Here is a 21,241-nt window from a genome sequence, read left to right as displayed (position 1 = left end):
GAGGCGGGTTCACGCCCGGGCGTGCCGGGCGGCGAGGTGCGCGGGCATCGGGGCGTGCCGCAGGTAGCGGCGGGTGAACCGGCCGGTGCCGTGCGAGAGCGAGCGCAGGTCGAGCGGGTAGCGGGCGAGTTCGAGCTCGGGGACCTCGGCGCGGACCAGGCTCAGGCCCTCCCCGCCGACCTCGGTGCCCAGCACGTGGCCCCGGCGGGCGGACAGGTCGGTGAGGACCGCGCCCTGGTACTCGTCGGGCAGCAGCACCCGGACCTCGTCGACGGGTTCGAGGACCTCGACGGTGCCGTGGTCGGCGGCCTCCTTGAGGGCGAGCGCGGCGGCGGTCTGGAAGGCGGCGTCGGAGGAGTCGACGGAGTGCGCCCTGCCGTCGGTGAGGGTGACCCGGACGTCGGTCATCGGGTGGCCGCGCAGGCCCTGGGCGAGCTGGGCGCGGACGCCCTTCTCGACCGAGGGCACGAAGTGGCGGGGGACGGTGCCGCCGACCACCCGGTCGACGAACTCGAAGCCGCCGCCGGGCAGCGGTTCGACGGTGAGGTCGCAGATCGCGTACTGGCCGTGGCCGCCGGACTGCTTGACGTGCCGGCCGTGGCCCTCGGCGGGGGCGGCGAAGGTCTCGCGCAGGGCGACCTCGTGGTCGACGGTGTCGACCCGGACGCCGTGGCGGGTGGTGAGGCGGTCGAGGGTGACGGCGAGGTGGGCCTCGCCGGTGCACCACAGGACGAGCTGGCCGGTGTCGGGGTTCTGCTCGACGCGCAGCGCCGGGTCCTGGGCGGAGAGCCGGCCGAGGGCCTGGGAGAGCTTGTCGTCGTCGGCCTTGGAGCGGGCCCGGACGGCGGTGGGGAGCAGCGCCTCGGGCAGCGGCCAGAGTGGCAGGGCGTCCGCGGCGGGGTCGGCGGTGAGGGTGTCGCCGGTGCGGGCGGCGGTGAGCTTGGTGACGGTGGCGAGGTCGCCGGCGACGGCGTGCGGGACGGGGCGCAGCTGGTGGCCGAGCGGGCTGTGCGGGGCGGTGAGGTGCTCCTCGGTGCCGTCGGGGAGGTGGACGGTGGTGTCGGGGCGCAGGGTGCCGGCGAAGACCTTGAGCAGGCTGAGGCGGCCGAGGTAGGGGTCCTCGCCGGTGTGGACCACCTGGGCGGTGAGCGGGGCGTCCGGGTCGGCGGCCGGGAGCCGGTCGGTGCGGTCGGCGGGGGAGGGGAAGGCGTCGGCGAGCAGGTCGAGCAGGGCGTCGCAGCCGGTGCCGTCGGGGGCGGTGGCGAGGACGGGGTGCAGGGTGCCGGCCAGCACCTCGCGGCGCAGGCCGGCGGCGAGGGCGGCGGTGTCGAGCCCTTCGCCGTCGAGGTAGCGGGCGAGCAGGGTGTCGTCCTCGCCGGCCAGCGCCTCGACCAGGCGGGCGCGTTCGGCGGCGAGGTCGGGGGCGTTTCGGCGAGGGTGGTCTTCCCGGTGCCGCCGGCGCCGACCAGGGCCACGTCGCGCAGCAGGTCGGGGCGGTCGGCGGGCGGTGCGGGGGTGTGGGCCGTCCGGTCCGGCATGGCTGGCCTCCTGCCGCTCGATCAGCGTGGATACCATTGTCCGGCCGGGCGGGTGCATTCGCGCGGCCGCCCGGCGGGCATGCGGCTCGCGGGTGCCAATCCGAGGAGCGGAGCGGACCGGAAGGCCATGCTCAACAAGTACGCGCGTGCCTTCTTCACACGTGTCCTCACCCCGTTCGCCGCGCTGCTGCTGCGCTGGGGCGTCAGTCCGGACGCGGTCACGCTGATCGGCACGGCCGGTTCGGTGGCCGGCGCGCTGGTGTTCTTCCCGCGCGGGGAGTTCTTCTGGGGCGTGATCACCGTCACGCTGTTCATCTTCTCCGACCTGGTGGACGGCAACATGGCCCGCCAGGCGGGCCGCTCCAGCAAGTGGGGCGCGTTCCTGGACTCGACGCTGGACCGGGTCGCCGACGCGGCGATCTTCGGTGGTCTGGCGATGTGGTACGCCGGTGGCGGGGACGACGGGCTGCTGTGCGCGGTGGCGATCTTCTGCCTGGCCAGCGGCCAGGTGGTGTCGTACACCAAGGCGCGGGGCGAGTCGCTGGGCTTCCCGGTGAACGTGTCGGGGCTGGTGGAGCGGGCGGAGCGGCTGGTGATCAGCCTGACCGCGGCCGGGGTCGCCGGCCTGCACACGTTCGGGGTGCCGTACGTGGAGTGGCTGCTGCCGATCGCCCTGTGGGTGGTCGCGGCGGGCAGTCTGGTGACGGTGGCGCAGCGGATGCTGACCGTGCGCCGGGAGTCGGCGGAACTGGAGGCGGCGGCCGCCGCCGAGGGGGTCAAGTGAGGGAACGGTTGGTCGACGCCGCGTACGCGGCCGGCTGGGCGGGGCTGAGGCACCTGCCCGAGCCGGTGGCCCGCGGCCTGTTCGACACCATCGCCGACGTGGCGTGGCGGCGGCAGGGCAAGGGGGTGCGGCAGCTGGAGGCCAACCTGTCGCGGGTCCACCCGGACGCGGACGGGATCCGGCTGCGGGAGCTGTCCCGGGCCGGGATGCGCTCGTACATGCGGTACTGGAGGGAGTCGTTCCGGCTGCCGACCTGGAGCCGGGAGCGGATCGCCGGCGCCATAACGGTGAAGAACCTGGAGCAGCTGAACGAGGCGATGGCGGCCGGGCGGGGCGCGGTGCTGGCGCTGCCGCACATGGCGAACTGGGACCTGGCGGGCGCGTGGATCGCCTCCGCGGGCGGGCTCCCGTTCACCACGGTCGCCGAGCGGCTGAAGCCGGAGTCGCTGTTCGACCGGTTCGTGGCGTACCGGGAGAGCCTGGGCATGGAGGTGCTGGCGCTGACCGGCTCCCAGGTCTCGGTGGTGGGGACGCTGGCGCGGCGGCTGCGCGAGGGCAAACTGGTGTGCCTGGTCGGCGACCGGGACCTCTCGGAGGCCGGGATCCAGGTGGACTTCTTCGGCGAACCGACCCGGATGCCGGCCGGTCCGGCGGCGCTGGCCCAGCGGACCGGGGCGGCGCTGTTCCCGGTGTCGCTCTGGTACGACGGGCCGATGCTGCGGGCGGAGGTGCACCCGGAGGTGGTGCCGTCCGGGGAGGGCACCCGGCAGGAGCAGGCCGCCGCGATGACCCAGGCGCTGGCGGACGTGTGGGCGGGCGCGATCCGGGAGCACTCGGTGGACTGGCACATGCTGCAGAAGCTGTGGCTGGCCGACCTGACCCCGAGGCGGGCCGGGGCATGAGGATCGGCGTGGTGTGCCCGTACGACTGGGACGTGCCGGGCGGGGTGCAGTTCCACATCCGCGACCTGGCGGAGCACCTGATCCGGCTCGGGCACGAGGTGTCGGTGCTGGCCCCGGCGGAGGACGAGGAGGCGCTGCCGCCGTACGTGGTCTCGGCCGGGCGGGCGGTGGCGGTGCCGTACAACGGGTCGGTGGCGCGGCTGAGCTTCGGCTTCCTGTCGGCGGCCCGGGTGCGGCGCTGGCTGCGCGAGGGCCGGTTCGACGTGCTGCACGTGCACGAGCCGAACTCGCCGTCGCTGTCGATGCTGGCCGCGTGGGCGGCGACCGGGCCGATGGTGGGGACGTTCCACACCTCGAACCCGCGCTCGCGGGCGATGATCGCGGCCTCGCCGATCCTGCAGCCGGGCCTGGAGAAGATGTCGGGCCGGATCGCGGTGTCGGAGTACGCCCGGCGCACCCTGGTGGAGCACCTGGGCGGCGACGCGGTGGTCATCCCGAACGGCGTGGACGTGCGGTTCTTCGCGGACGCCGAGCCGAACCCGGAGTGGCAGGGCGGCGCCGCCGGGGGCGGGCCGGGCACGATCGGCTTCATCGGCCGGATCAACGAGCCGCGCAAGGGCCTGCCGACGCTGCTGGCCGCGCTGCCGCGGATCCTGGCCGAGCGGCCGGGCGTGCGGCTGCTGGTGGCCGGCAAGGGCGACGAGGAGGAGGCGGTCGCGGGCCTGCCCGCCGAGGCGCGGGCCCGGGTCGAGTTCCTCGGCATGGTCTCGGACCGGGACAAGGCCCGGCTGCTGCGCTCGGTCGACCTGTACGTGGCGCCGAACACCGGCGGCGAGTCCTTCGGCATCATCCTGGTCGAGGCGATGTCGGCGGGCGCCCCGGTGCTGGCCAGCGACCTGGACGCGTTCCGCCAGGTGCTGGACGGCGGCGCGGCCGGCGAGCTGTTCCCGGTCGGGGACGCGGACGCGCTGGCCGCCTCGGCGGTGAAGCTGCTCGGCAGTCCGGAGCGGCTGCTGGCGCTGCGCGAGGCGGCCTCCCGGCACGTGCGGCGCTTCGACTGGGAGACGGTCGGCGCCGAGGTGCTGTCGGTGTACGAGACGGTGACCGACGGGCGTCCGCCGGTGGCCGAGGTCGAACCGTCCGCCCGCCGTGCGCGTCCGAATCGTTGACCCGTCCCGTCAGGAAGAGGTAGCCCCGCATGCCGCTGATCACCGTCGACTACACCGACCGGCTCGCCGGCGCATTCGACCGGCGGGGCTTCGGCCTGGCCCTGAACCGGCTGGCGGTGAAGCTGCTGGAGGCCAAGGCGGCCGGCTGCAAGACCCGGTTCCGGCGCACCGAGGAGGCCGTGGTCGGGGCGGACGCCGAGACCTTCGCGCTGGTCGCGATCGAGTTCGCGATCTTCCCGGGCCGTTCGGCCGAGGCCAAGGCGGCGCTGGCCGAGGCGGTGCTGGCGGCGCTGCCGGACTACCTGGGGGCGGTCGCCGGGCCGGTGCAGGCCACCGTCCAGGTCGAGGAGCTGGACCGCCTCGCCTACCGCTCGGCCACCTTCGGGCTCGGCTGAGCCGGTACCGTAGCGCCCCGTGGCTACCTGGATCTGGGCCGTTGCGGCCGTCGCACTGTTCGCCGTCTACCTGAGCTGGACGGCGGGCAGGCTCGACCGGCTGCACGCCCGGATCGACGCGGCCCGGGCCTCGCTGGACGCCCAGCTGCTGCGCCGGGCCTCGGTCGCGGTGGAGCTGGCCACCTCCTCGCTGCTCGACCCGGCCGCGTCGATCCTGCTGCTGGAGGCCGCGCACGAGGCCCGGCAGGCCGAGGCGGACCAGCGCGAGGTGGCGGAGAGCGCGCTGAGCCTGGCGCTGCGCGCCGTGCTGGACGAGCCGGCGCAGGTCGCCGAGGTGCGGGCCGCGCCGGGCGGCGAGGAGGCGGTGCGCGACCTGGTCGAGGCGGTGCGCCGGGTGCCGATGGCCAGGCGTTTCCACAACGACGCGGTGCGGGCGGCGCGCGCGGTGCGCGAGCACCGGCTGGTGCGCTACTTCCGGCTCGCGGGCCGGGCGCCGTTCCCGATGGCCTTCGAGATGGACGACGAGCCCCCGGTGGCCCTCACGCCCGAGGGCGCGCCCGCGTAGGCTGAACCCCGTTTCCCGCCCCAGCCGGATCGCTGGCCCGATTGTCGTATGGCGGGTACGGCCCTGGACCATGTGGCGTATGGGTCGAGGGGCCCCCGGGCCTACGATAGATCGATAGCACCGGTTCATTTCTGAGTGAGGTCTTCACGTGTCCACCACCCCCACTTCCGCCGAGCAGCCCCAGGTCGGCACCGCCCGGGTCAAGCGCGGCATGGCCGAGCAGCTCAAGGGCGGCGTGATCATGGACGTGGTCAACGCCGAGCAGGCGAAGATCGCCGAGGACGCCGGTGCGGTCGCGGTCATGGCGCTGGAGCGCGTCCCCGCCGACATCCGCAAGGACGGCGGCGTGGCCCGGATGTCCGACCCGAACATGATCGAGGAGATCATCGCCGCGGTCTCCATCCCGGTGATGGCCAAGTCCCGGATCGGCCACTTCGTCGAGGCCCAGGTCCTGCAGTCGCTCGGCGTCGACTACATCGACGAGTCCGAGGTCCTCACCCCGGCCGACGAGGTCAACCACTCCGACAAGTGGGCGTTCACCACCCCCTTCGTCTGCGGTGCCACCAACCTGGGCGAGGCGCTGCGCCGGATCGCCGAGGGCGCGGCCATGATCCGCTCCAAGGGCGAGGCCGGCACCGGCAACGTGGTCGAGGCCGTCCGCCACCTGCGCCAGATCAAGAACGAGATCGCCAAGCTGCGCGGCTTCGACAACAACGAGCTGTACGCGGCCGCCAAGGAGCTGCGCGCGCCGTACGAGCTGGTCCGCGAGGTCGCCGAGCTCGGCAAGCTCCCGGTCGTGCTGTTCTCGGCGGGCGGCGTGGCCACCCCGGCGGACGCCGCGCTGATGCGCCAGCTCGGCGCCGAGGGCGTGTTCGTCGGCTCCGGCATCTTCAAGTCGGGCGACCCGGCCAAGCGCGCCGCCGCCATCGTGAAGGCCACCACCTTCTACGACGACCCGAAGATCATCGCGGACGCCTCCCGCAACCTGGGCGAGGCCATGGTCGGCATCAACTGCGACACCCTGCCCGAGGCCGAGCGCTACGCCAACCGCGGCTGGTAGGCACCCCGCGCGACCGGCCCGCCGTGCGAGGTACCGGCACGGCGGGCCGCTGCGTGGAGTCCGGGCCCCGAAGTTCGAGAACGAAGAGGTAGTGAGACCGTGAGCATCCCCACCATCGGCGTGCTGGCCCTCCAGGGCGACGTCCGCGAGCACCTGGTGGCGCTGGCCGCCGCCGACGCGCTGGCCCGCCCGGTGCGCCGCCCCGAGGAGCTGGCCGAGGTGGACGCGCTGGTGATGCCCGGTGGCGAGTCCACCACCATCTCCAAGCTCGCCGTGCTGTTCGGCCTGATGGACCCGCTGCGCGAGCGGGTCGCGGCCGGCATGCCGGTCTACGGCACCTGCGCGGGCATGATCATGCTGGCGGACAAGATCCTGGACGGCCGGGACGACCAGGAGACCGTCGGCGGCATCGACATGACCGTCCGCCGCAACGCCTTCGGCCGGCAGAACGAGTCCTTCGAGACCGCCATCCCGTTCGCGGGCCTGCCCGGCGACCCGGTCACCGGCGTGTTCATCCGCGCCCCCTGGGTCGAGGCGGTCGGCGCGGACGTCGAGGTGCTCGCCGAGGTCCCCGCCGCGGACGGCCCGGACGCCCGGATCGTCGCGGTCCGGCAGGGCAACCTGCTGGCCACCTCCTTCCACCCGGAGCTGACCGGCGACCACCGCGTCCACGAGTACTTCGTGCGGATGGTCGAGGCCGCCGGGCGCTGAAAGCCCCCTGGCGGCGCGGTGACCGTGTGCCACCCGATGGTGCGGCACCGGTAAGATCTCCCCTGTTCATTTCCCATTGGCGACGAAAAGGAGCTGGCGATGTCCGGCCACTCTAAGTGGGCTACCACCAAGCACAAGAAGGCCGCGATCGACGCCAAGCGCGGCAAGCTCTTCGCCAAGATGATCAAGAACATCGAGGTGGCGGCCCGCACCGGCGGCGGCGACCCGGCCGGCAACCCGACGCTCTACGACGCCATCCAGAAGGCGAAGAAGAGCTCCGTCCCGATCGACAACATCAACCGCGCCGTCAAGCGCGGCTCCGGCGCGGAGGCCGGCGGCGCCGACTACTCGACGATCATGTACGAGGGCTACGGCCCGAACGGCGTGGCCGTCCTGATCGAGTGCCTCACCGACAACCGCAACCGCGCCGCCTCCGACGTGCGCGTCGCGATGACCCGCAACGGCGGCAACATGGCCGACCCGGGCTCGGTCTCCTACCTGTTCAACCGCAAGGGCGTCGTGATCGTCCCCAAGGCCGACGGCGTGGACGAGGACCGGATCCTGGACGTCGTGCTGGACGCCGGCGCCGAGGAGGTCAACGACCTGGGCGAGGCCTTCGAGGTGATGTCCGAGGCCACCGACATGGTCGCGGTCCGCACCGCGCTGGTCGACGCCGGCATCGACTACGACTCGGCCGACGCCAACTTCGTCCCCAGCATGCAGGTCGAGCTGGACGCCGACGGCGCCCGCAAGATCTTCAAGCTGATCGACGCGCTGGAGGACAGCGACGACGTGCAGAACGTCTTCGCCAACTTCGACGTCTCCGACGAGATCATGGCCGAGCTGGACGCCTGAGCCCGCTCCTCGTTCCTCCCGCCCGGCGGCCGCTGCTGGCCGCCGGGCGGAGGCGTGTCCGGGACCGCTTGTCAGCGGCCGGGGGTAACCTGCGCAGATCGGAGAGAGGCGGGGCCGTGCGAGTGCTGGGTGTGGACCCTGGACTGACCAGGTGCGGCGTCGGGGTGGTCGAAGGACTGCCCGGGCGGCGGCTCGACATGCTCGGCGTCGGCGTGGTGCGCACGCCGGCCGAGGACGAGATCGGCCCGAGGCTGCTCGCCATCGAACAGGGCCTGGAGACCTGGCTCGACCGCTACCAGCCCGAACTCGTCGCCGTGGAGCGGGTGTTCGCCCAGCACAACGTCCGCACCGTGATGGGCACCGCGCAGGCCTCGGCGGTCGCCGTGCTGTGCGCGACCCGCCGCGGCATCCCCGTCACGCTGCACACCCCCAGCGAGGTCAAGGCCGCCGTCACCGGCTCCGGCCGGGCCGACAAGGCGCAGGTCACCGCCATGGTCACCCGCATCCTGCGGCTCGACGCCCCGCCCAAGCCCGCCGACGCGGCGGACGCCCTCGCCCTGGCCATCTGCCACATCTGGCGCGGCGGCACCACGAACCGGCTGACCGCGGCCGTCAAGGCGCACGCTGCGGGCGGGAGCTCCTGGCACGGCGCCGGCGCGCCGGGCCGCTCGCGCAGTTCCCCGCGCCCCTGACGGGGTCGGGGACGCACCAAGCATCGGAACCATCGAGAGGAACGACTTCACCGTGATCGCCTTCGTGCAGGGTCCGGTCGCCGTGGTGGGGGCCGGAGTGGCCGTGGTGGAGGTCGGCGGGGTGGGCATGGCGGTGCAGTGCACGCCCACCACGCTGGCGACGCTGCGGGTGGGCGAGGTCGCCCGGCTGGCGACCTCGCTGGTGGTCCGGGAGGACTCGCTGACGCTGTTCGGCTTCGTGGACGACGACGAGCGGGCCACCTTCGAGGTGCTGCAGGCGGCGCCCGGGGTCGGGCCGAAGCTCGCCCAGGCGATCCTCGGCGTGCACTCGCCGGAGGCGCTGCGGGTGGCGGTGGCCGGCGGCGACGAGAAGGCGCTGATCGCGGTGCCCGGCATCGGCAAGGCGAAGGCCGCCAAGCTGCTGCTGGAGTACCGGGACAAGCTCGGCGCCCCGCACGGCAGCGTCCCCGCGCAGAAGCCGGTGGCGTCCGGCCCGGCCCCCTGGCACGAGCAGCTGCACTCCGCCCTGGTGGGCCTGGGCTACGCTCCGCGGGAGGCGGAGGAGGCGGTGGTCCGGGTCACGCCGGAGGCCGAGGCGCAGTCCGTGCCGGACGTCGGCGCCCTGCTGCGGCTGGCCCTGCGCGGGCTGAACCGGGCCCGCTGAACAGCGCCGAGGAAATGTGACGACACGTCACCAAGTCGACATGGAGAGCGGTTTCCCGATGAGCCCGTACGAGTCCGACCCCGCTGACCGCCTGCTGACGGCGTCCGCCGACGGCGAGGACCAGGCGGTCGAGGCGGCGCTGCGCCCCAAGCTGCTGGACGAGTTCATCGGGCAGGAGCGGGTGCGCGAGCAGCTCTCGCTGGTCCTGCAGGCGGCCCGCAAGCGCGGCGCGGCGCCGGACCACGTGCTGCTCAGCGGCCCGCCCGGGCTCGGCAAGACCACCCTGTCGATGATCATCGCTGCCGAGCTGAACGCCCCGATCCGGATCACCTCCGGGCCGGCCATCCAGCACGCGGGCGACCTGGCGGCGATCCTGTCCTCGCTGACCGAGGGCGAGGTGCTGTTCCTCGACGAGATCCACCGGATGTCCCGGCCCGCCGAGGAGATGCTCTACATGGCGATGGAGGACTTCCGGGTCGACGTGATCGTCGGCAAGGGCCCGGGCGCCACCGCCATCCCGCTGGAGCTGCCGCCGTTCACGCTGGTCGGCGCGACCACCCGGGCCGGGCTGCTGCCGCCGCCGCTGCGCGACCGGTTCGGCTTCACCGGCCACATGGAGTTCTACGCCCCGGCCGAGCTCCAGCAGGTGGTGCGCCGCTCGGCCGGCCTGCTGGACGTGGAGATCGACCCGGCCGGCGCGGCCGAGATCGCCGGCCGCTCGCGCGGCACGCCCCGGATCGCCAACCGGCTGCTGCGCCGGGTGCGGGACTTCGCCCAGGTCCGGCACGACGGCCTGGTCACCCGGGAGATCGCGGCCCGGGCGCTGGAGGTCTACGAGGTCGACGCCCGCGGCCTGGACCGGCTGGACCGGGCGGTGCTGCAGGCGCTGCTCAAGCTGTTCGGCGGCGGCCCGGTGGGACTCTCGACCCTGGCGGTGGCGGTCGGCGAGGAGGCCGAGACGGTCGAGGAGGTCGCCGAGCCCTTCCTGGTCCGGGAGGGCCTGCTGGCCCGCACCCCGCGCGGGCGGATCGCCACCTCGGCGGCCTGGCAGCACCTGGGGCTGACCCCGCCGCAGACCCCGGCGGCGGGCAGGTCGGCGCGGAACGTTCAGCAGAACGGCCTATGGGCTGACGGCCAGGCATAACTCGGCAGCCTTATCGGGGGTTTATGTGCATGCCAAGGCTCGCCACTTTCGGCGGCACACTGGCATGCTTGGCGTTGTCCGTTCAGTGCGGGTCGCCTAGACTCCGCCGGACCGCCCCAGTCACCCGACGGGCCGACGTACACGCACTGGCCGCCGCACCGGCGGCCTACAAAGGACCCTGGCTGTGCAATACATCATCTTCCTCCTCCCGCTCCTCGCCATCTTCATGATGATGCGCTCGCAGAAGAAGCGTCAGGCTCAGATGCAGAGCATGCAGACCGCGCTGCAGCCGGGGTCGGGAGTGCGGACCATCGGTGGCATGTACGCACTGGTGAAGGCGGTCAACGACGAGACCGTCGAGCTGGAGGTCGCGCCCGGTGTGGTGGCCCACTACACCAAGGGCGCGATCGCGGCCGTCCTGGAGCCGCTGGAGTACGACGCGATCATCAACGGCCGTCCCGCCGAGGACGTGTCCGACGAGGCCGTCGAGGCGGACGCCGAGGAGAAGCCGCTGAGCCTGTCCAAGGACGGGGCGGCCGAGGCGAAGGCCGACGCCGAGGCTCCCGAGAGCAAGTAGTACGGTCGGGGGACCCTCGACCGGCGGCACCCGCCGCAAGCCCAACAGGACCTCTTGGGCCGCCGTGCGTCCGTCGTCCTCCGCCCCCGCCGCGCGCGGGGGCGGAGGCCGGCCGCCGGTCGGCATGGACAGGGAGAAACGAGCAAGGTGGCAACACCCAAGTCGCGGTCGCGCGACGGATACCCGGGACGGGCGCTGGCGCTCATCCTGGTGGTCACCGTCGGCCTTGTGGCCCTCATGTTCGGGACGGACAACACCAAGCCCCGTCTCGGTATCGACCTCGCCGGTGGTACCAGCGTCACGCTGACCGCGAAGTCGGATGATCCTTCCGCGATCAACAAGACCAATCTTGACACCGCGGTGAACATCATCCAGAAGCGTGTCAACGGCATGGGCGTCTCCGAGGCGGAGGTCCAGACCCAGGGCAATGCCAACATCATCGTCAACATTCCCGACGGTGGTAACACGCAGCAGTCCATCGACAAGGTCGGTGACACCGCCAAGCTCTACTTCCGTCCGGTGCTGGCCGCCGAGCCGTCCGGCGCGGTCGCCCAGCAGCCGAGCCCGTCCGCCGACGCCTCCGGCGGTGCCTCGGCCTCGCCGTCCGCCGGCGCCTCGGCCGTGGCCGGCTCGCCGAGCGCCTCCGCGAGCGCCACCGCGTCCGCCTCGGCCACCAAGGCCGGCCGCGCCCTCTCCGGCGCGCTGCAGGCCGACCCCACCGCGTCCGCGTCCGGCTCGGCCCCGGCCTCGCCGTCCGCCCCGGCCTCGGCGCCCGCCGCCGACCCGAGCGCCGCGCCCACCCCGGACGCCGAGACCGTCGCGCTCCAGCAGAAGTACGCCGCGCTGGACTGCACGGACAAGGCGCAGCGCCTGAACTACCAGAAGACCAACGACCCGGCCGCCCCGGCGCTCGCCTGCTCCTACGACGACGAGCAGGGCCTCTGGTACAAGTTCGTGCTCGGCGGCGTCGCGGTGAACGGCCAGGACGTCACCAAGGCCCAGGCCGTGTACGACACCCAGACCGGCAAGGGCTGGATGGTCGACCTGTCGTTCAACGACACCGGCTCCAAGGCCTTCGCGTCCACCACCGGCCAGCTGGCCACCCAGTCCTCCCCGGCCAACCAGTTCGCGATCGTGCTGGACGGCCAGGTCGTCTCCCACCCGTACGTGCAGGAGTCGATCACCGGCGGCAACGCGGTGATCAACGGCACCTTCACCTCGGACGAGGCCAAGTCGCTGGCGAACGTGCTCAGCTACGGCGCCCTCCCGCTGGACTTCGTGAAGAGCGACGTCACCACCGTCTCCCCGCAGCTCGGCTCCGAGCAGCTGAAGGCCGGTCTGATCGCCGGTCTGATCGGCATGGTCCTGGTGGTCGCCTACTCGCTGGTCTACTACCGCGGCCTGGGCCTGATCTCGATCGCCGGTCTGGTCGTCTCGGCGATCCTGACCTGGTCGATCATGAGCCTGCTCGGCGCGGGCATCGGCTTCGCGCTGAACCTGCCCGCGGTCTGCGGCGCGATCGTCGCGATCGGCATCACCGCCGACTCCTTCATCGTCTACTTCGAGCGGATCCGGGACGAGGTCCGCGAGGGCGCCCAGCTCCGGGCCGCCGTGCAGCGGGCCTGGCCGCGGGCCCGGCGCACCATCCTGGTCTCGGACTTCGTGTCCTTCCTCTGTGCCGCGGTGCTCTACCTGGTCTCGGTCGGCAAGGTGCAGGGCTTCGCCTTCACCCTGGGCCTGACCACCCTGCTCGACGTCGTGGTGATCTTCCTGTTCACCAAGCCGCTGATCACCCTGCTCGCCCGCACCAAGTTCTTCGCCAGCGGTCACCCGATGTCCGGCCTGGACCCGAAGCGGCTCGGCGCCCGCCCGCCGATCCGCGGCTCCCGCCGCCGTCCCACCACGACCCAGGAGGTCTGACCCATGTCGCTCCGCAACATCGGTCACCGCCTCTACCAGGGCGAGGTCTCCTTCGACTTCGTCGGCAAGCGGAAGATCTGGTACTCGATCTCGGCGGTGATCGTCCTGGTGGCCGGCATCGGCCTGGCCATGGGCCTGCACCTGGGCATCGAGTTCAAGGGCGGCTCGGTCTACACCGTGCACAAGCCCGGCCTGTCGGCCTCGCAGGCGAAGGAGACCGCCGACAAGATCATCGGCTCGAACACCGCGCTGGTGCAGACCACGGACAAGGGCGACGTCCGGGTCCAGGTCAGCGCCCAGGAGTCGATCCCGGCCGCGACCTTCACCAAGGAGTTCTCGCAGGCCGTCGGCGTCCAGGAGCAGGACATCAACGCCCAGGTGATCGGCCCCTCCTGGGGCGCCGACATCTCCAAGAAGGCGCTGACCGGCCTGATCGTCTTCATGGTGCTGGTCACCGTCTACATGGCGATCGCCTTCGAGTGGCGGATGGCGGTGGCCGCCCTGGTCGCCCTGATCCACGACCTCCTGATCACCATCGGCGTCTACGCCCTGGTCGGCTTCGAGGTCACCCCGGGCACCGTGATCGGCTTCCTGACCATCCTCGGCTACTCGCTCTACGACACGGTCGTCGTCTTCGACACCGTGAAGGAGAACACCCGGGGCCTCACCAAGCAGTCCCGCCGCACCTACAGCGAGGCCGCCAACCACGGCCTCAACCAGACCCTGGTGCGCTCCATCAACACCACGGTCGTCGCCCTGCTCCCGGTCTCGGCGCTGCTCTTCATCGGCGGCGGCCTGCTGGGCGCGGGCACCCTGAACGACATCTCGCTGGCCCTGTTCATCGGCCTCGCGGCCGGTGCCTACTCCTCCATCTGCGTGGCCACCCCGCTGCTCGCGCAGCTCAAGGAGCAGGCGCCGGACATGAAGGCGCTGGCCAAGCGGGTCGCCCAGCGGCGCGCCTCGGAGGCCAAGGCCGCGGCCGAGGCCGAGGCCCGCGGCGAGGTGCCGGGCGAGCGGGCCGACGGTGAGGACGGCGACGAGGAGCAGGTCGCGGCCGGTATGGTCGGACAGCGTAACCAGCCGGTCAGCCGCGCCCGCGGCAAGGGACGGACGTCCGGCAAGCACTGACCCTCCGCGAAGGAACCCCCGTGACCTCCACCACCGACCCCGCCCTGTCCGAGCTGCTCAACAGCCGGATCCGGGACGTGCGGGACTACCCGAAGCCGGGTGTCCTGTTCAAGGACATCGCCCCCCTGCTGGCCGACGCCGAGGCGTTCGGCGCGCTGACCCGGGCGCTGGCCGGGCGGGCGCGGGAGCTCGGCGCCACCAAGGTGGTCGGGCTGGAGGCGCGGGGGTTCGTGCTGGCCGCGCCGGCCGCGTTCGCCGCGGGCCTCGGGTTCGTCCCGATCCGCAAGAAGGGCAAGCTGCCCGGCGAGGTGTTCGCCCGCTCGTACGACCTGGAGTACGGGTCGGCGACGCTGGAGGTGCAGTGCGACGCGTTCGAGCCGGGCGAGCGGGTCCTGGTGGTGGACGACGTGCTGGCCACCGGCGGGACGATCGCGGCCTCGCTGGACCTGGTCCAGGAGGCCGGGGCCGAGCTGGCCGGCGTGGTCGTGCTGATGGAGCTCGGCTTCCTGCCGGGGCGCGCGAAGCTCGTCCCGCACCTGCACGGAGCGCCGCTGGAGACGCTGGTCGTGGTCTGACGGCCCGCCGTTCGAGCACCGCCCGGGAACGGATCCGTTCCCGGGCGGTCGCGCTCCCGGGCGGACGCGCCGCCGCGCGGGGGCGCGCTGTCGGTACGATGAAGGTTGATCCGACGTAGGAGTGTCCTTGCCCGACGAGGTTGTGCCCACGGCCGCTGCCGCCAGTTCCCGTTCCTCGCAGGGCGGGATGCGGGCTCGGCTTGCGCGGCTGGGCGGTCAGCGCAGTTCGATGGTCAACCCGGTGCTGGAACCGCTGTTCCGGACGATCCGGGCCAACGACCCCAAGGCCGACCCCGGGCTGCTGAAGGACATCGAGCGGGCGTACGCCGTCGCGGAGAAGTGGCACCGCGGGCAGAAGCGCAAGAGCGGCGACCCGTACATCACCCACCCGCTGGCGGTGGCCACCATCCTGGCCGAGCTGGGGATGGACGCGCCGACCCTGATGGCCGGGCTGCTGCACGACACGGTCGAGGACACCGACTACGGCCTGGAGACGCTCCGGGTCGACTTCGGCGACTCGGTGGCGCTGCTGGTCGACGGCGTGACCAAGCTGGACCGGGTCAAGTTCGGCGAGGCCGCGCAGGCGGAGACCGTCCGCAAGATGGTCGTGGCGATGGCCAAGGACCCGCGGGTGCTGGTGATCAAGCTCGCCGACCGGCTGCACAACATGCGCACGATGCGCTACCTGAAGCGGGAGAAGCAGGAGAAGAAGGCCCGCGAGACGCTGGAGATCTACGCCCCGCTGGCGCACCGGCTGGGCATGAACACCATCAAGTGGGAGCTGGAGGACCTGGCCTTCGCCATCCTCTACCCCAAGATGTACGACGAGATCGTCCGGCTGGTGGCCGAGCGCGCCCCCAAGCGGGACGAGTACCTGGCCACCGTGATCGACCAGGTGCAGGGCGACCTGCGGGGGGCCCGGATCACCGCGCAGGTGACCGGCCGGCCCAAGCACTACTACTCGGTCTACCAGAAGATGATCGTCCGGGGCCGGGACTTCGCCGAGATCTACGACCTGGTGGGCATCCGGGTCCTGGTCGACACCGTCCGCGACTGCTACGCGGCGCTGGGCACCATCCACGCGCGGTGGAACCCGGTGCCGGGGCGGTTCAAGGACTACATCGCGATGCCCAAGTTCAACATGTACCAGTCGCTGCACACCACGGTGATCGGCCCCGGGGGCAAGCCCGTCGAGCTGCAGATCCGCACCTTCGACATGCACCGGCGGGCCGAGTACGGCATCGCCGCGCACTGGAAGTACAAGCAGCGGGCAGTGGCCGGCGCGTCCAAGGTGCGCACCGACACGCCCACCCACGGGCGGCAGCACGACAAGGCCGACGCGGTCAACGAGATGGCCTGGCTGCGGCAGCTGCTGGACTGGCAGAAGGAGACCGAGGACCCCAGCGAGTTCCTGGAGTCGCTGCGCTTCGACCTGTCCAGCAACGAGGTGTTCGTCTTCACCCCGAAGGGCGACGTGATAGCGCTGCCCGCGCAGGCCACCCCGGTGGACTTCGCGTTCGCGGTGCACACCGAGGTCGGCTACCGCTGCATCGGCGCCCGGGTGAACGGCCGGCTGGTGCCGCTGGAGTCGACCCTGGAGAACGGCGACACCGTCGAGGTGTTCACCTCCAAGGCGGAGAACGCCGGCCCGTCCCGGGACTGGCTGAGCTTCGTCAAGTCGCCCCGGGCCCGCAACAAGATCCGCGCCTGGTTCTCCAAGGAGCGCCGCGAGGAGGCGATCGAGCAGGGCAAGGAGTCGATCGCCCGGGCGATGCGCAAGCAGGGCCTGCCGATCCAGCGGATCCTCACCGGGGACTCGCTGGTCACCCTCGCCCACGAGATGCGCTACCCCGACATCTCCTCGCTGTACGCGGCGATCGGCGAGGGCCACGTCGCCGCGCAGGCGATCGTGCAGAAGCTGGTCCAGGCGATGGGCGGCGAGGAGGGCGCGGTCGAGGACCTCGCCGAGACCGCCACCCCCTCGCACCAGCCGCGCGCGATGCGCCGCCGCGCCAAGGGCGACCCCGGCGTCATCGTCAAGGGCGTGGACGACGTCTGGGTGAAGCTGGCGCGCTGCTGCACGCCGGTGCCCGGCGACCCGATCGTCGGGTTCATCACCCGCGGCAACGGCGTCTCGGTGCACCGCGCCGACTGCGTCAACGTGGAGTCCCTCCAGCAGCAGCCCGAGCGGATGATCGAGGTCGAGTGGGCCGCCACCCAGTCCTCGGTCTTCCTGGTCGCCATCCAGGTCGAGGCGCTGGACCGCTCCCGGCTGCTCTCGGACGTCACCCGGGTGCTCTCCGACCAGCACGTCAACATCCTCTCGGCGGCCGTCCAGACCTCCCGGGACCGGGTCGCGATGAGCCGGTTCACCTTCGAGATGGGCGACCCCAAGCACCTGGGCCACGTGCTCAAGGCGGTGCGCGGCGTCGAGGGCGTGTACGACGTCTACCGGGTCACCTCGGCGCGCAACAAGTAGCCGCCGCCCCGCCCGCCCCCGCCCGCTCGGGTCGCCGCCCGCCCCCGCCCCGCCGACACTGGCCGGGTGGGGGCGGTCGGCTTTCCGGGAGGCAGCGTGCACGGGATACGGGTGGCGACGACGGTGGCGGGCGCGGTGGCCGCCGCGGTGCTGGCGGCCGGCTGCGGGAGCTCCGGAGGCGCCGCGAACCGGGCGGACCCCGGCGCCACCGCCCCGGCGGTGACGGCGGCCCCGCTGGCGGCCTCGCAGGGCGGCGGCAACGGCGTGGACCGGCTCACCGCGGACGAGGCGCTGGAGCGCTCGGTGGCGGCGCTCAGGGCGGCCGGCACGGTGCGGGTGGCCGGCGCGGTCACCGGCCAGGGCGGCCGGATCGAGATGGACCTGCGGATGAACACCGCCGGCGACTGCACCGGCACGCTCAGCCAGTCCGGCACCGGCGGCTTCCAGGTGGTCAAGGCCGGTTCCGACCTGTGGGTCAAGCCGGACGCGGCGTTCTGGGCGAGCCACGGCGGCCCGGCGATGTCCGACCTGGTCGGCGACCGCTACCTGAAGACCACCGCCGACGACCCCGACTTCGGCGAGATCGCCGAACTGTGCGACCTGGACGCGCTCGCCGACCAGCTTGGCAGCGCGCGGAGCGAACTGGCCAAGGGCGAGCCCACCACCGTCCAGGGCCGCCCGGCGCTCCCGCTCAGCGGCGACGCCGGCAACGGCACCGGCACCCTGTACGTGGCCGCCACCGGCGACCCGGTGCCGCTGAAGCTGGAGAAGAGCACCGGCGCGGTCGACTTCAGCGAGTTCGGCACCCCGGTGCCCAGCGCCACCCCCGGCCCCGACGAGAGCCTGGACCTGGACCGGCTCGGCTCGCCCGAGCCCTCCGCCAGCGTGGTCTGAGGACGCGCGAGGGCCCCCGCCCGGTGCGGACGGGGGCCCTCGCGGCGGTTCACCCGGTCAGGAGGTGAACTCCTGCAGCGACTTCTGCGCCTGGTCGAGCAGGGCCTGGCGACCCTCCAGCTCGGCCTCCAGCTTGGCGGCCCTGGACGTGTTGCCCGCGGCCCGGGCCTTGTCCAGGTCGGCGCGGAGCTTGTCCACCGCGGCCTGCAGCAGGGCGGTCATGCCGGTGGCCCGGGCCCGCGCCTCCGGGTTGGAGCGCTGCCACTCGGCCTCCTCGGCCTCGCGGACGGCGCGCTCCACCGCGGACAGCCGGCCGTCCAGCTTCGGACGGGCGTCGCGCGGGACGTGGCCGATCGCCTCCCAGCGCTCGGAGACGTCGCGCAGCGCGGCCTTGGCGGCCTTCAGGTCGGTGATCGGCAGGATCGCCTCGGCCTCGACCAGCAGCGCCTCCTTGGCCTTCTGGTTCTCGCCCTGCTCGGCGTCGCGCTCGGAGAACGCGGCGGACCTGGCCTGGAAGAAGACGTCCTGGGCGCCGCGGAAGCGGGCCCACAGCTCCTCCTCCGCGTCCCGCTGGGCGCGGCCGGCCGCCTTCCACTGGGTCATCAGGTCCCGGTAGGCGGCGGCGGTCGGACCCCACTCGGTGGAGCCGGACAGCGCCTCGGCCTCGGCGACCAGCTTCTCCTTCACCGAACGGGCCGACTCGCGCTCCGAGTCGAGCGCCGCGAAGTGCGACTTGCGGTGCTTGGAGAAGACCGAGCGGGCGTGCGAGAAGCGGTGCCACAGCTCGTCGTCGCTCTTGCGGTCCAGCCGCGGCAGCGCCTTCCAGCTGTCGACCAGGGCGCGCAGCCGGTCGCCGGCCTCCCGCCACTGGTTGGACTCGGCGAGCTGCTCGGCCTCGGCGACCAGCGCCTCCTTGGCGGCGCGGGTCTCCTCCTGGGCCTTCGCCCGGGCGGCCTTGCGCTCGGTCTGCCGGGTCTCGATCTCGCCCGCCAGGGTCTCCAGCCGGGCGGCCAGCGAGGCCAGGTCGCCGACCGCGTGCGCCTCGACGACCTGCGCGCGCAGGTGCTCCAGCGCGGTCTGCGCCTCCTTGGCGGCCAGGTCGGTCTTGCGCACCCGGTGCTCCAGGAGGGCGATCTCCGCCTCCAGGCCCTGGAACTTGCGCTCGAAGTAGGCGAGGGCCTCCTCGGGGGAGCCGGCCTGCCAGGAGCCGACCTGGCGTTCGCCGTCGGCCGTCCTCACGTAGACGTTCCCCTGCTCGTCGACACGGCCCCACGGGTCGCTGCTCACAGCGCCTCCTCCACATGACGCCACGCCCACGGGCGGGAGCGTCGTCCACAGTTGATGTGCGGCGGACCGATGGAGTCCGCCGTCCCGAGCCGTCGTGGTGTCGCGCCGAGGGTGACGGCCGACGGTCAGGGCACCCTATACAACAGCAACATAGGCGACCAGCGCCGGTGCTGTCCGCATCCGGCGCCGGTCGATTTTCGCGGCGGGTCAGCCCTTGGCGGTGGTGATGCTGGTGACGTTGACCGCAGTGGCCGGCGCACCGTCGCCGCCGCCGCCCTGGACGCCCGCGTCGGCGATCTTCTGCAGCACGTCGAGGCCGCCGGTGATCTTGCCGAACGGGGTGTAGCTGGGCGGCAGTTGGGTGTCCTTGTAGACCAGGAAGAACTGGCTGCCGTTGGTGTTCGCGCCGGAGTTGGCCATCGCCACGGTGCCCGCCGGGTAGGTGGCGCCCTCCAGGTTCTCGTCGGCGAACTTGTAGCCGGGGCCGCCCGTTCCGGTGCCGGTCGGGTCGCCGCACTGCAGGACGTAGATGCCCTGCGTGGTCAGGCGGTGGCACTTGGTGCCGTCCCAGAACTGCTGACCCGCCAGGAACGCGAAGGAGTTGACCGTGTGCGGCGCCTTCGCCGCGTCCAGCGAGAAGGTGACCTTGCCCGCCGAGGTGTCCATCGTCGCGGTGTACTTGCCCGCGGTGTCGATCGACATGGCCGGCTCGGCGGCCCACTGCTTGCCGGAGGCCGACGGGGTCGGCGCGGCCCCGGCCGCGACGTCCTTCTTGTCGTCCTTCGAGTCGAACGCGCCGCTGGCGACGGTCGCCACGCCGCCCACCACCACGACGGCCAGCACACCGGCCACGATCGCGTTGCGCTGCTTGCGCTTGGTGGCGGCCTGGGCGCGGGCCTGGGCCTGGCGCTCGTACTTCTCGCGGGCGAGCTGCCGCCGCCGCTGTTCGCTGGTGACCACCGGACGTTTCTCCTGCTGGACGGTGTGGATGGGGGAGTTGCTGCTGTCGTGTGCGGATCATCGCACCCACAGGCGGCCCAGTGTAAGGACCCCGCGCGTCAGGACGGGATCAGTGCGACATGAGAAAGGCCTGAACGCACCGGACAACCGGTTCGCCCGCGGCCCGGTGCCGCCGGTAGGCTGCGGGGGAAAAGCAGACCGCCACCGCATGGAACGTAAGGACTCGCGTGTTCGTCGCCGGATTCCCCGCCGGGGCCTGGGGCACCAACTGCTACCTGGTCGCACCCGCCGCCGGCGAGGAGTGCGTGATCGTCGACCCGGGCCACGAAGCGGCCGCCGGGGTCGAGGAGTTGATCCGCGAGCACCGGCTCAAGCCGGTCGCGGTGCTGCTCACCCACGGGCACATCGACCACGTCGCCTCGGTCGTCCCGGTCTGCGGCGCGCGCGGCGTCCCGGCCTGGATCCACCCCGCGGACCGCTACATGCTGGCCGACCCGGAGAAGGCCCTCGGCCGCTCGCTCGGACAGCAGCTGATGGGCTCGATCACCGTCGGCGAACCGGACGACGTCCGCGAGTTGACCGACGGCGGCGTGCTGGAGCTCGCCGGACTGCACCTCACCGTCGACCACGCCCCCGGCCATACCGGGGGGTCGGTGACGTTCAGGACGCCCGCCACCCCGGACATCCCTCCGGTGCTGTTCTCGGGCGACCTGCTGTTCGCCGGCTCCATCGGGCGTACCGACCTCCCGGGCGGAGACAGCGCGGCGATCATGCGCTCGCTGGCCCGGGTGTGCCTGCCCCTCGACGACGCGACCGTGGTGCTCTCCGGCCACGGCTCGCAGACCACCATCGGCCGAGAGCGCGCCACCAACCCCTACCTCCAGCAGGCGGGCGGTGCGCCGGGCGCGCCGGCCTTCCCGCGACGAGGAATGTGACGGAAGA

20 protein-coding genes and 1 pseudogene are annotated in these 21,241 nt (G+C 72.7%); 18 read left to right on the top strand and 3 right to left on the bottom strand.

Going from position 1 to position 21,241, the window contains the following annotated elements; genetic code table 11:
• Positions 1–9: 9 nt before the first annotated feature.
• Positions 10–1,428 (bottom strand): annotated as a pseudogene (locus ACZ3J7_RS07290) (elongation factor G-like protein EF-G2); the annotation flags it as partial.
• 237 nt (positions 1,429–1,665) lie between these two features.
• Between ACZ3J7_RS07290 and pgsA the strand changes: the two are divergent.
• From pgsA to ACZ3J7_RS07205, 17 genes are all read left to right on the top strand, one after another.
• Positions 1,666–2,322 (top strand): phosphatidylinositol phosphate synthase, encoded by a 657-nt coding sequence (gene pgsA / locus ACZ3J7_RS07285; RefSeq protein WP_465617745.1) that lies wholly within the window; start codon positions 1,666–1,668, stop codon positions 2,320–2,322.
• Entirely contained in the window at positions 2,319–3,224 is a 906-nt protein-coding gene (locus tag ACZ3J7_RS07280) for a phosphatidylinositol mannoside acyltransferase (protein WP_465617743.1), read from the top strand. Before pgsA ends, ACZ3J7_RS07280 begins: the two co-directional genes overlap by 4 nt.
• Positions 3,221–4,393 carry a glycosyltransferase family 4 protein gene (locus ACZ3J7_RS07275; protein ID WP_465617741.1) on the top strand — a complete coding sequence of 391 codons (1,173 nt, stop codon included), beginning with the start codon at positions 3,221–3,223 and terminating at the stop codon, positions 4,391–4,393. The genes ACZ3J7_RS07280 and ACZ3J7_RS07275 overlap by 4 nt, the downstream gene beginning before the upstream one ends.
• A gap of 29 nt (positions 4,394–4,422) precedes the next feature.
• Complete coding sequence (locus tag ACZ3J7_RS07270; RefSeq protein WP_465617739.1) at positions 4,423–4,788, top strand: 5-carboxymethyl-2-hydroxymuconate Delta-isomerase; 366 nt, start codon at positions 4,423–4,425, stop codon at positions 4,786–4,788.
• Positions 4,789–4,807: 19 nt separating this feature from the next.
• Positions 4,808–5,353, top strand: a complete 546-nt coding sequence (locus tag ACZ3J7_RS07265; protein WP_465617737.1) for a hypothetical protein — start codon at positions 4,808–4,810, stop codon at positions 5,351–5,353.
• Between the two features lie 148 nt (positions 5,354–5,501).
• Positions 5,502–6,413: a pyridoxal 5'-phosphate synthase lyase subunit PdxS gene (gene pdxS, locus ACZ3J7_RS07260; RefSeq protein ID WP_465617735.1), complete on the top strand. Its 912-nt coding sequence runs from the start codon at positions 5,502–5,504 to the stop codon at positions 6,411–6,413.
• A gap of 99 nt (positions 6,414–6,512) precedes the next feature.
• Positions 6,513–7,124 carry a pyridoxal 5'-phosphate synthase glutaminase subunit PdxT gene (pdxT, locus tag ACZ3J7_RS07255; RefSeq protein WP_465617733.1) on the top strand — a complete coding sequence of 204 codons (612 nt, stop codon included), beginning with the start codon at positions 6,513–6,515 and terminating at the stop codon, positions 7,122–7,124.
• Positions 7,125–7,223: 99 nt separating this feature from the next.
• A complete protein-coding gene (locus ACZ3J7_RS07250) occupies positions 7,224–7,979 on the top strand; it encodes a YebC/PmpR family DNA-binding transcriptional regulator (protein ID WP_033252075.1) in 756 nt (251 codons plus the stop codon).
• Between the two features lie 116 nt (positions 7,980–8,095).
• Positions 8,096–8,671, top strand: coding sequence for a crossover junction endodeoxyribonuclease RuvC (ruvC, locus tag ACZ3J7_RS07245; protein WP_465617731.1), 576 nt, complete (start codon positions 8,096–8,098; stop codon positions 8,669–8,671).
• Positions 8,672–8,723: 52 nt separating this feature from the next.
• The gene (gene ruvA, locus ACZ3J7_RS07240) at positions 8,724–9,335 is read left to right on the top strand and encodes a Holliday junction branch migration protein RuvA (protein ID WP_465617729.1); all 612 of its coding nucleotides are present in this window, start codon (positions 8,724–8,726) and stop codon (positions 9,333–9,335) included.
• 40 nt (positions 9,336–9,375) lie between these two features.
• On the top strand, positions 9,376–10,479 hold the full coding sequence (ruvB, locus tag ACZ3J7_RS07235) for a Holliday junction branch migration DNA helicase RuvB (RefSeq protein WP_465617727.1): 1,104 nt from the start codon (positions 9,376–9,378) through the stop codon (positions 10,477–10,479).
• Positions 10,480–10,663: 184 nt separating this feature from the next.
• Positions 10,664–11,056, top strand: coding sequence for a preprotein translocase subunit YajC (gene yajC, locus ACZ3J7_RS07230; protein ID WP_465617726.1), 393 nt, complete (start codon positions 10,664–10,666; stop codon positions 11,054–11,056).
• A 147-nt stretch (positions 11,057–11,203) separates the two neighbouring features.
• The gene (gene secD, locus ACZ3J7_RS07225; protein WP_465617724.1) at positions 11,204–12,976 is read left to right on the top strand and encodes a protein translocase subunit SecD; all 1,773 of its coding nucleotides are present in this window, start codon (positions 11,204–11,206) and stop codon (positions 12,974–12,976) included.
• Positions 12,977–12,979: 3 nt separating this feature from the next.
• Complete coding sequence (gene secF, locus ACZ3J7_RS07220; protein ID WP_465617722.1) at positions 12,980–14,104, top strand: protein translocase subunit SecF; 1,125 nt, start codon at positions 12,980–12,982, stop codon at positions 14,102–14,104.
• Positions 14,105–14,124: 20 nt separating this feature from the next.
• Positions 14,125–14,679: an adenine phosphoribosyltransferase gene (locus ACZ3J7_RS07215; RefSeq protein WP_465617720.1), complete on the top strand. Its 555-nt coding sequence runs from the start codon at positions 14,125–14,127 to the stop codon at positions 14,677–14,679.
• Positions 14,680–14,866: 187 nt separating this feature from the next.
• Positions 14,867–17,158 (top strand): RelA/SpoT family protein, encoded by a 2,292-nt coding sequence (locus tag ACZ3J7_RS07210; RefSeq protein WP_465617718.1) that lies wholly within the window; start codon positions 14,867–14,869, stop codon positions 17,156–17,158.
• A 96-nt stretch (positions 17,159–17,254) separates the two neighbouring features.
• Positions 17,255–18,052, top strand: coding sequence for a hypothetical protein (locus tag ACZ3J7_RS07205; protein ID WP_465617716.1), 798 nt, complete (start codon positions 17,255–17,257; stop codon positions 18,050–18,052).
• Between the two features lie 57 nt (positions 18,053–18,109).
• Here the strand turns inward: ACZ3J7_RS07205 and ACZ3J7_RS07200 are convergent, their stop codons facing one another.
• The gene (locus tag ACZ3J7_RS07200) at positions 18,110–19,339 is read right to left on the bottom strand and encodes a DUF349 domain-containing protein (RefSeq protein ID WP_465617714.1); all 1,230 of its coding nucleotides are present in this window, start codon (positions 19,337–19,339) and stop codon (positions 18,110–18,112) included.
• Positions 19,340–19,546: 207 nt separating this feature from the next.
• Positions 19,547–20,299 carry a peptidylprolyl isomerase gene (locus ACZ3J7_RS07195; protein WP_465617713.1) on the bottom strand — a complete coding sequence of 251 codons (753 nt, stop codon included), beginning with the start codon at positions 20,297–20,299 and terminating at the stop codon, positions 19,547–19,549.
• A gap of 227 nt (positions 20,300–20,526) precedes the next feature.
• On the opposite strand from ACZ3J7_RS07195, the gene ACZ3J7_RS07190 reads away from it, so the two are divergent.
• Entirely contained in the window at positions 20,527–21,234 is a 708-nt protein-coding gene (locus ACZ3J7_RS07190; protein WP_465617711.1) for an MBL fold metallo-hydrolase, read from the top strand.
• Positions 21,235–21,241 lie beyond the last annotated feature (7 nt).

The sequence above is a fragment of the Kitasatospora sp. NPDC015121 genome (genome assembly GCF_055562955.1).
Note: the sequence above shows the minus strand (reverse complement) of the source record. Positions and strands in the feature narration are given on the sequence as shown.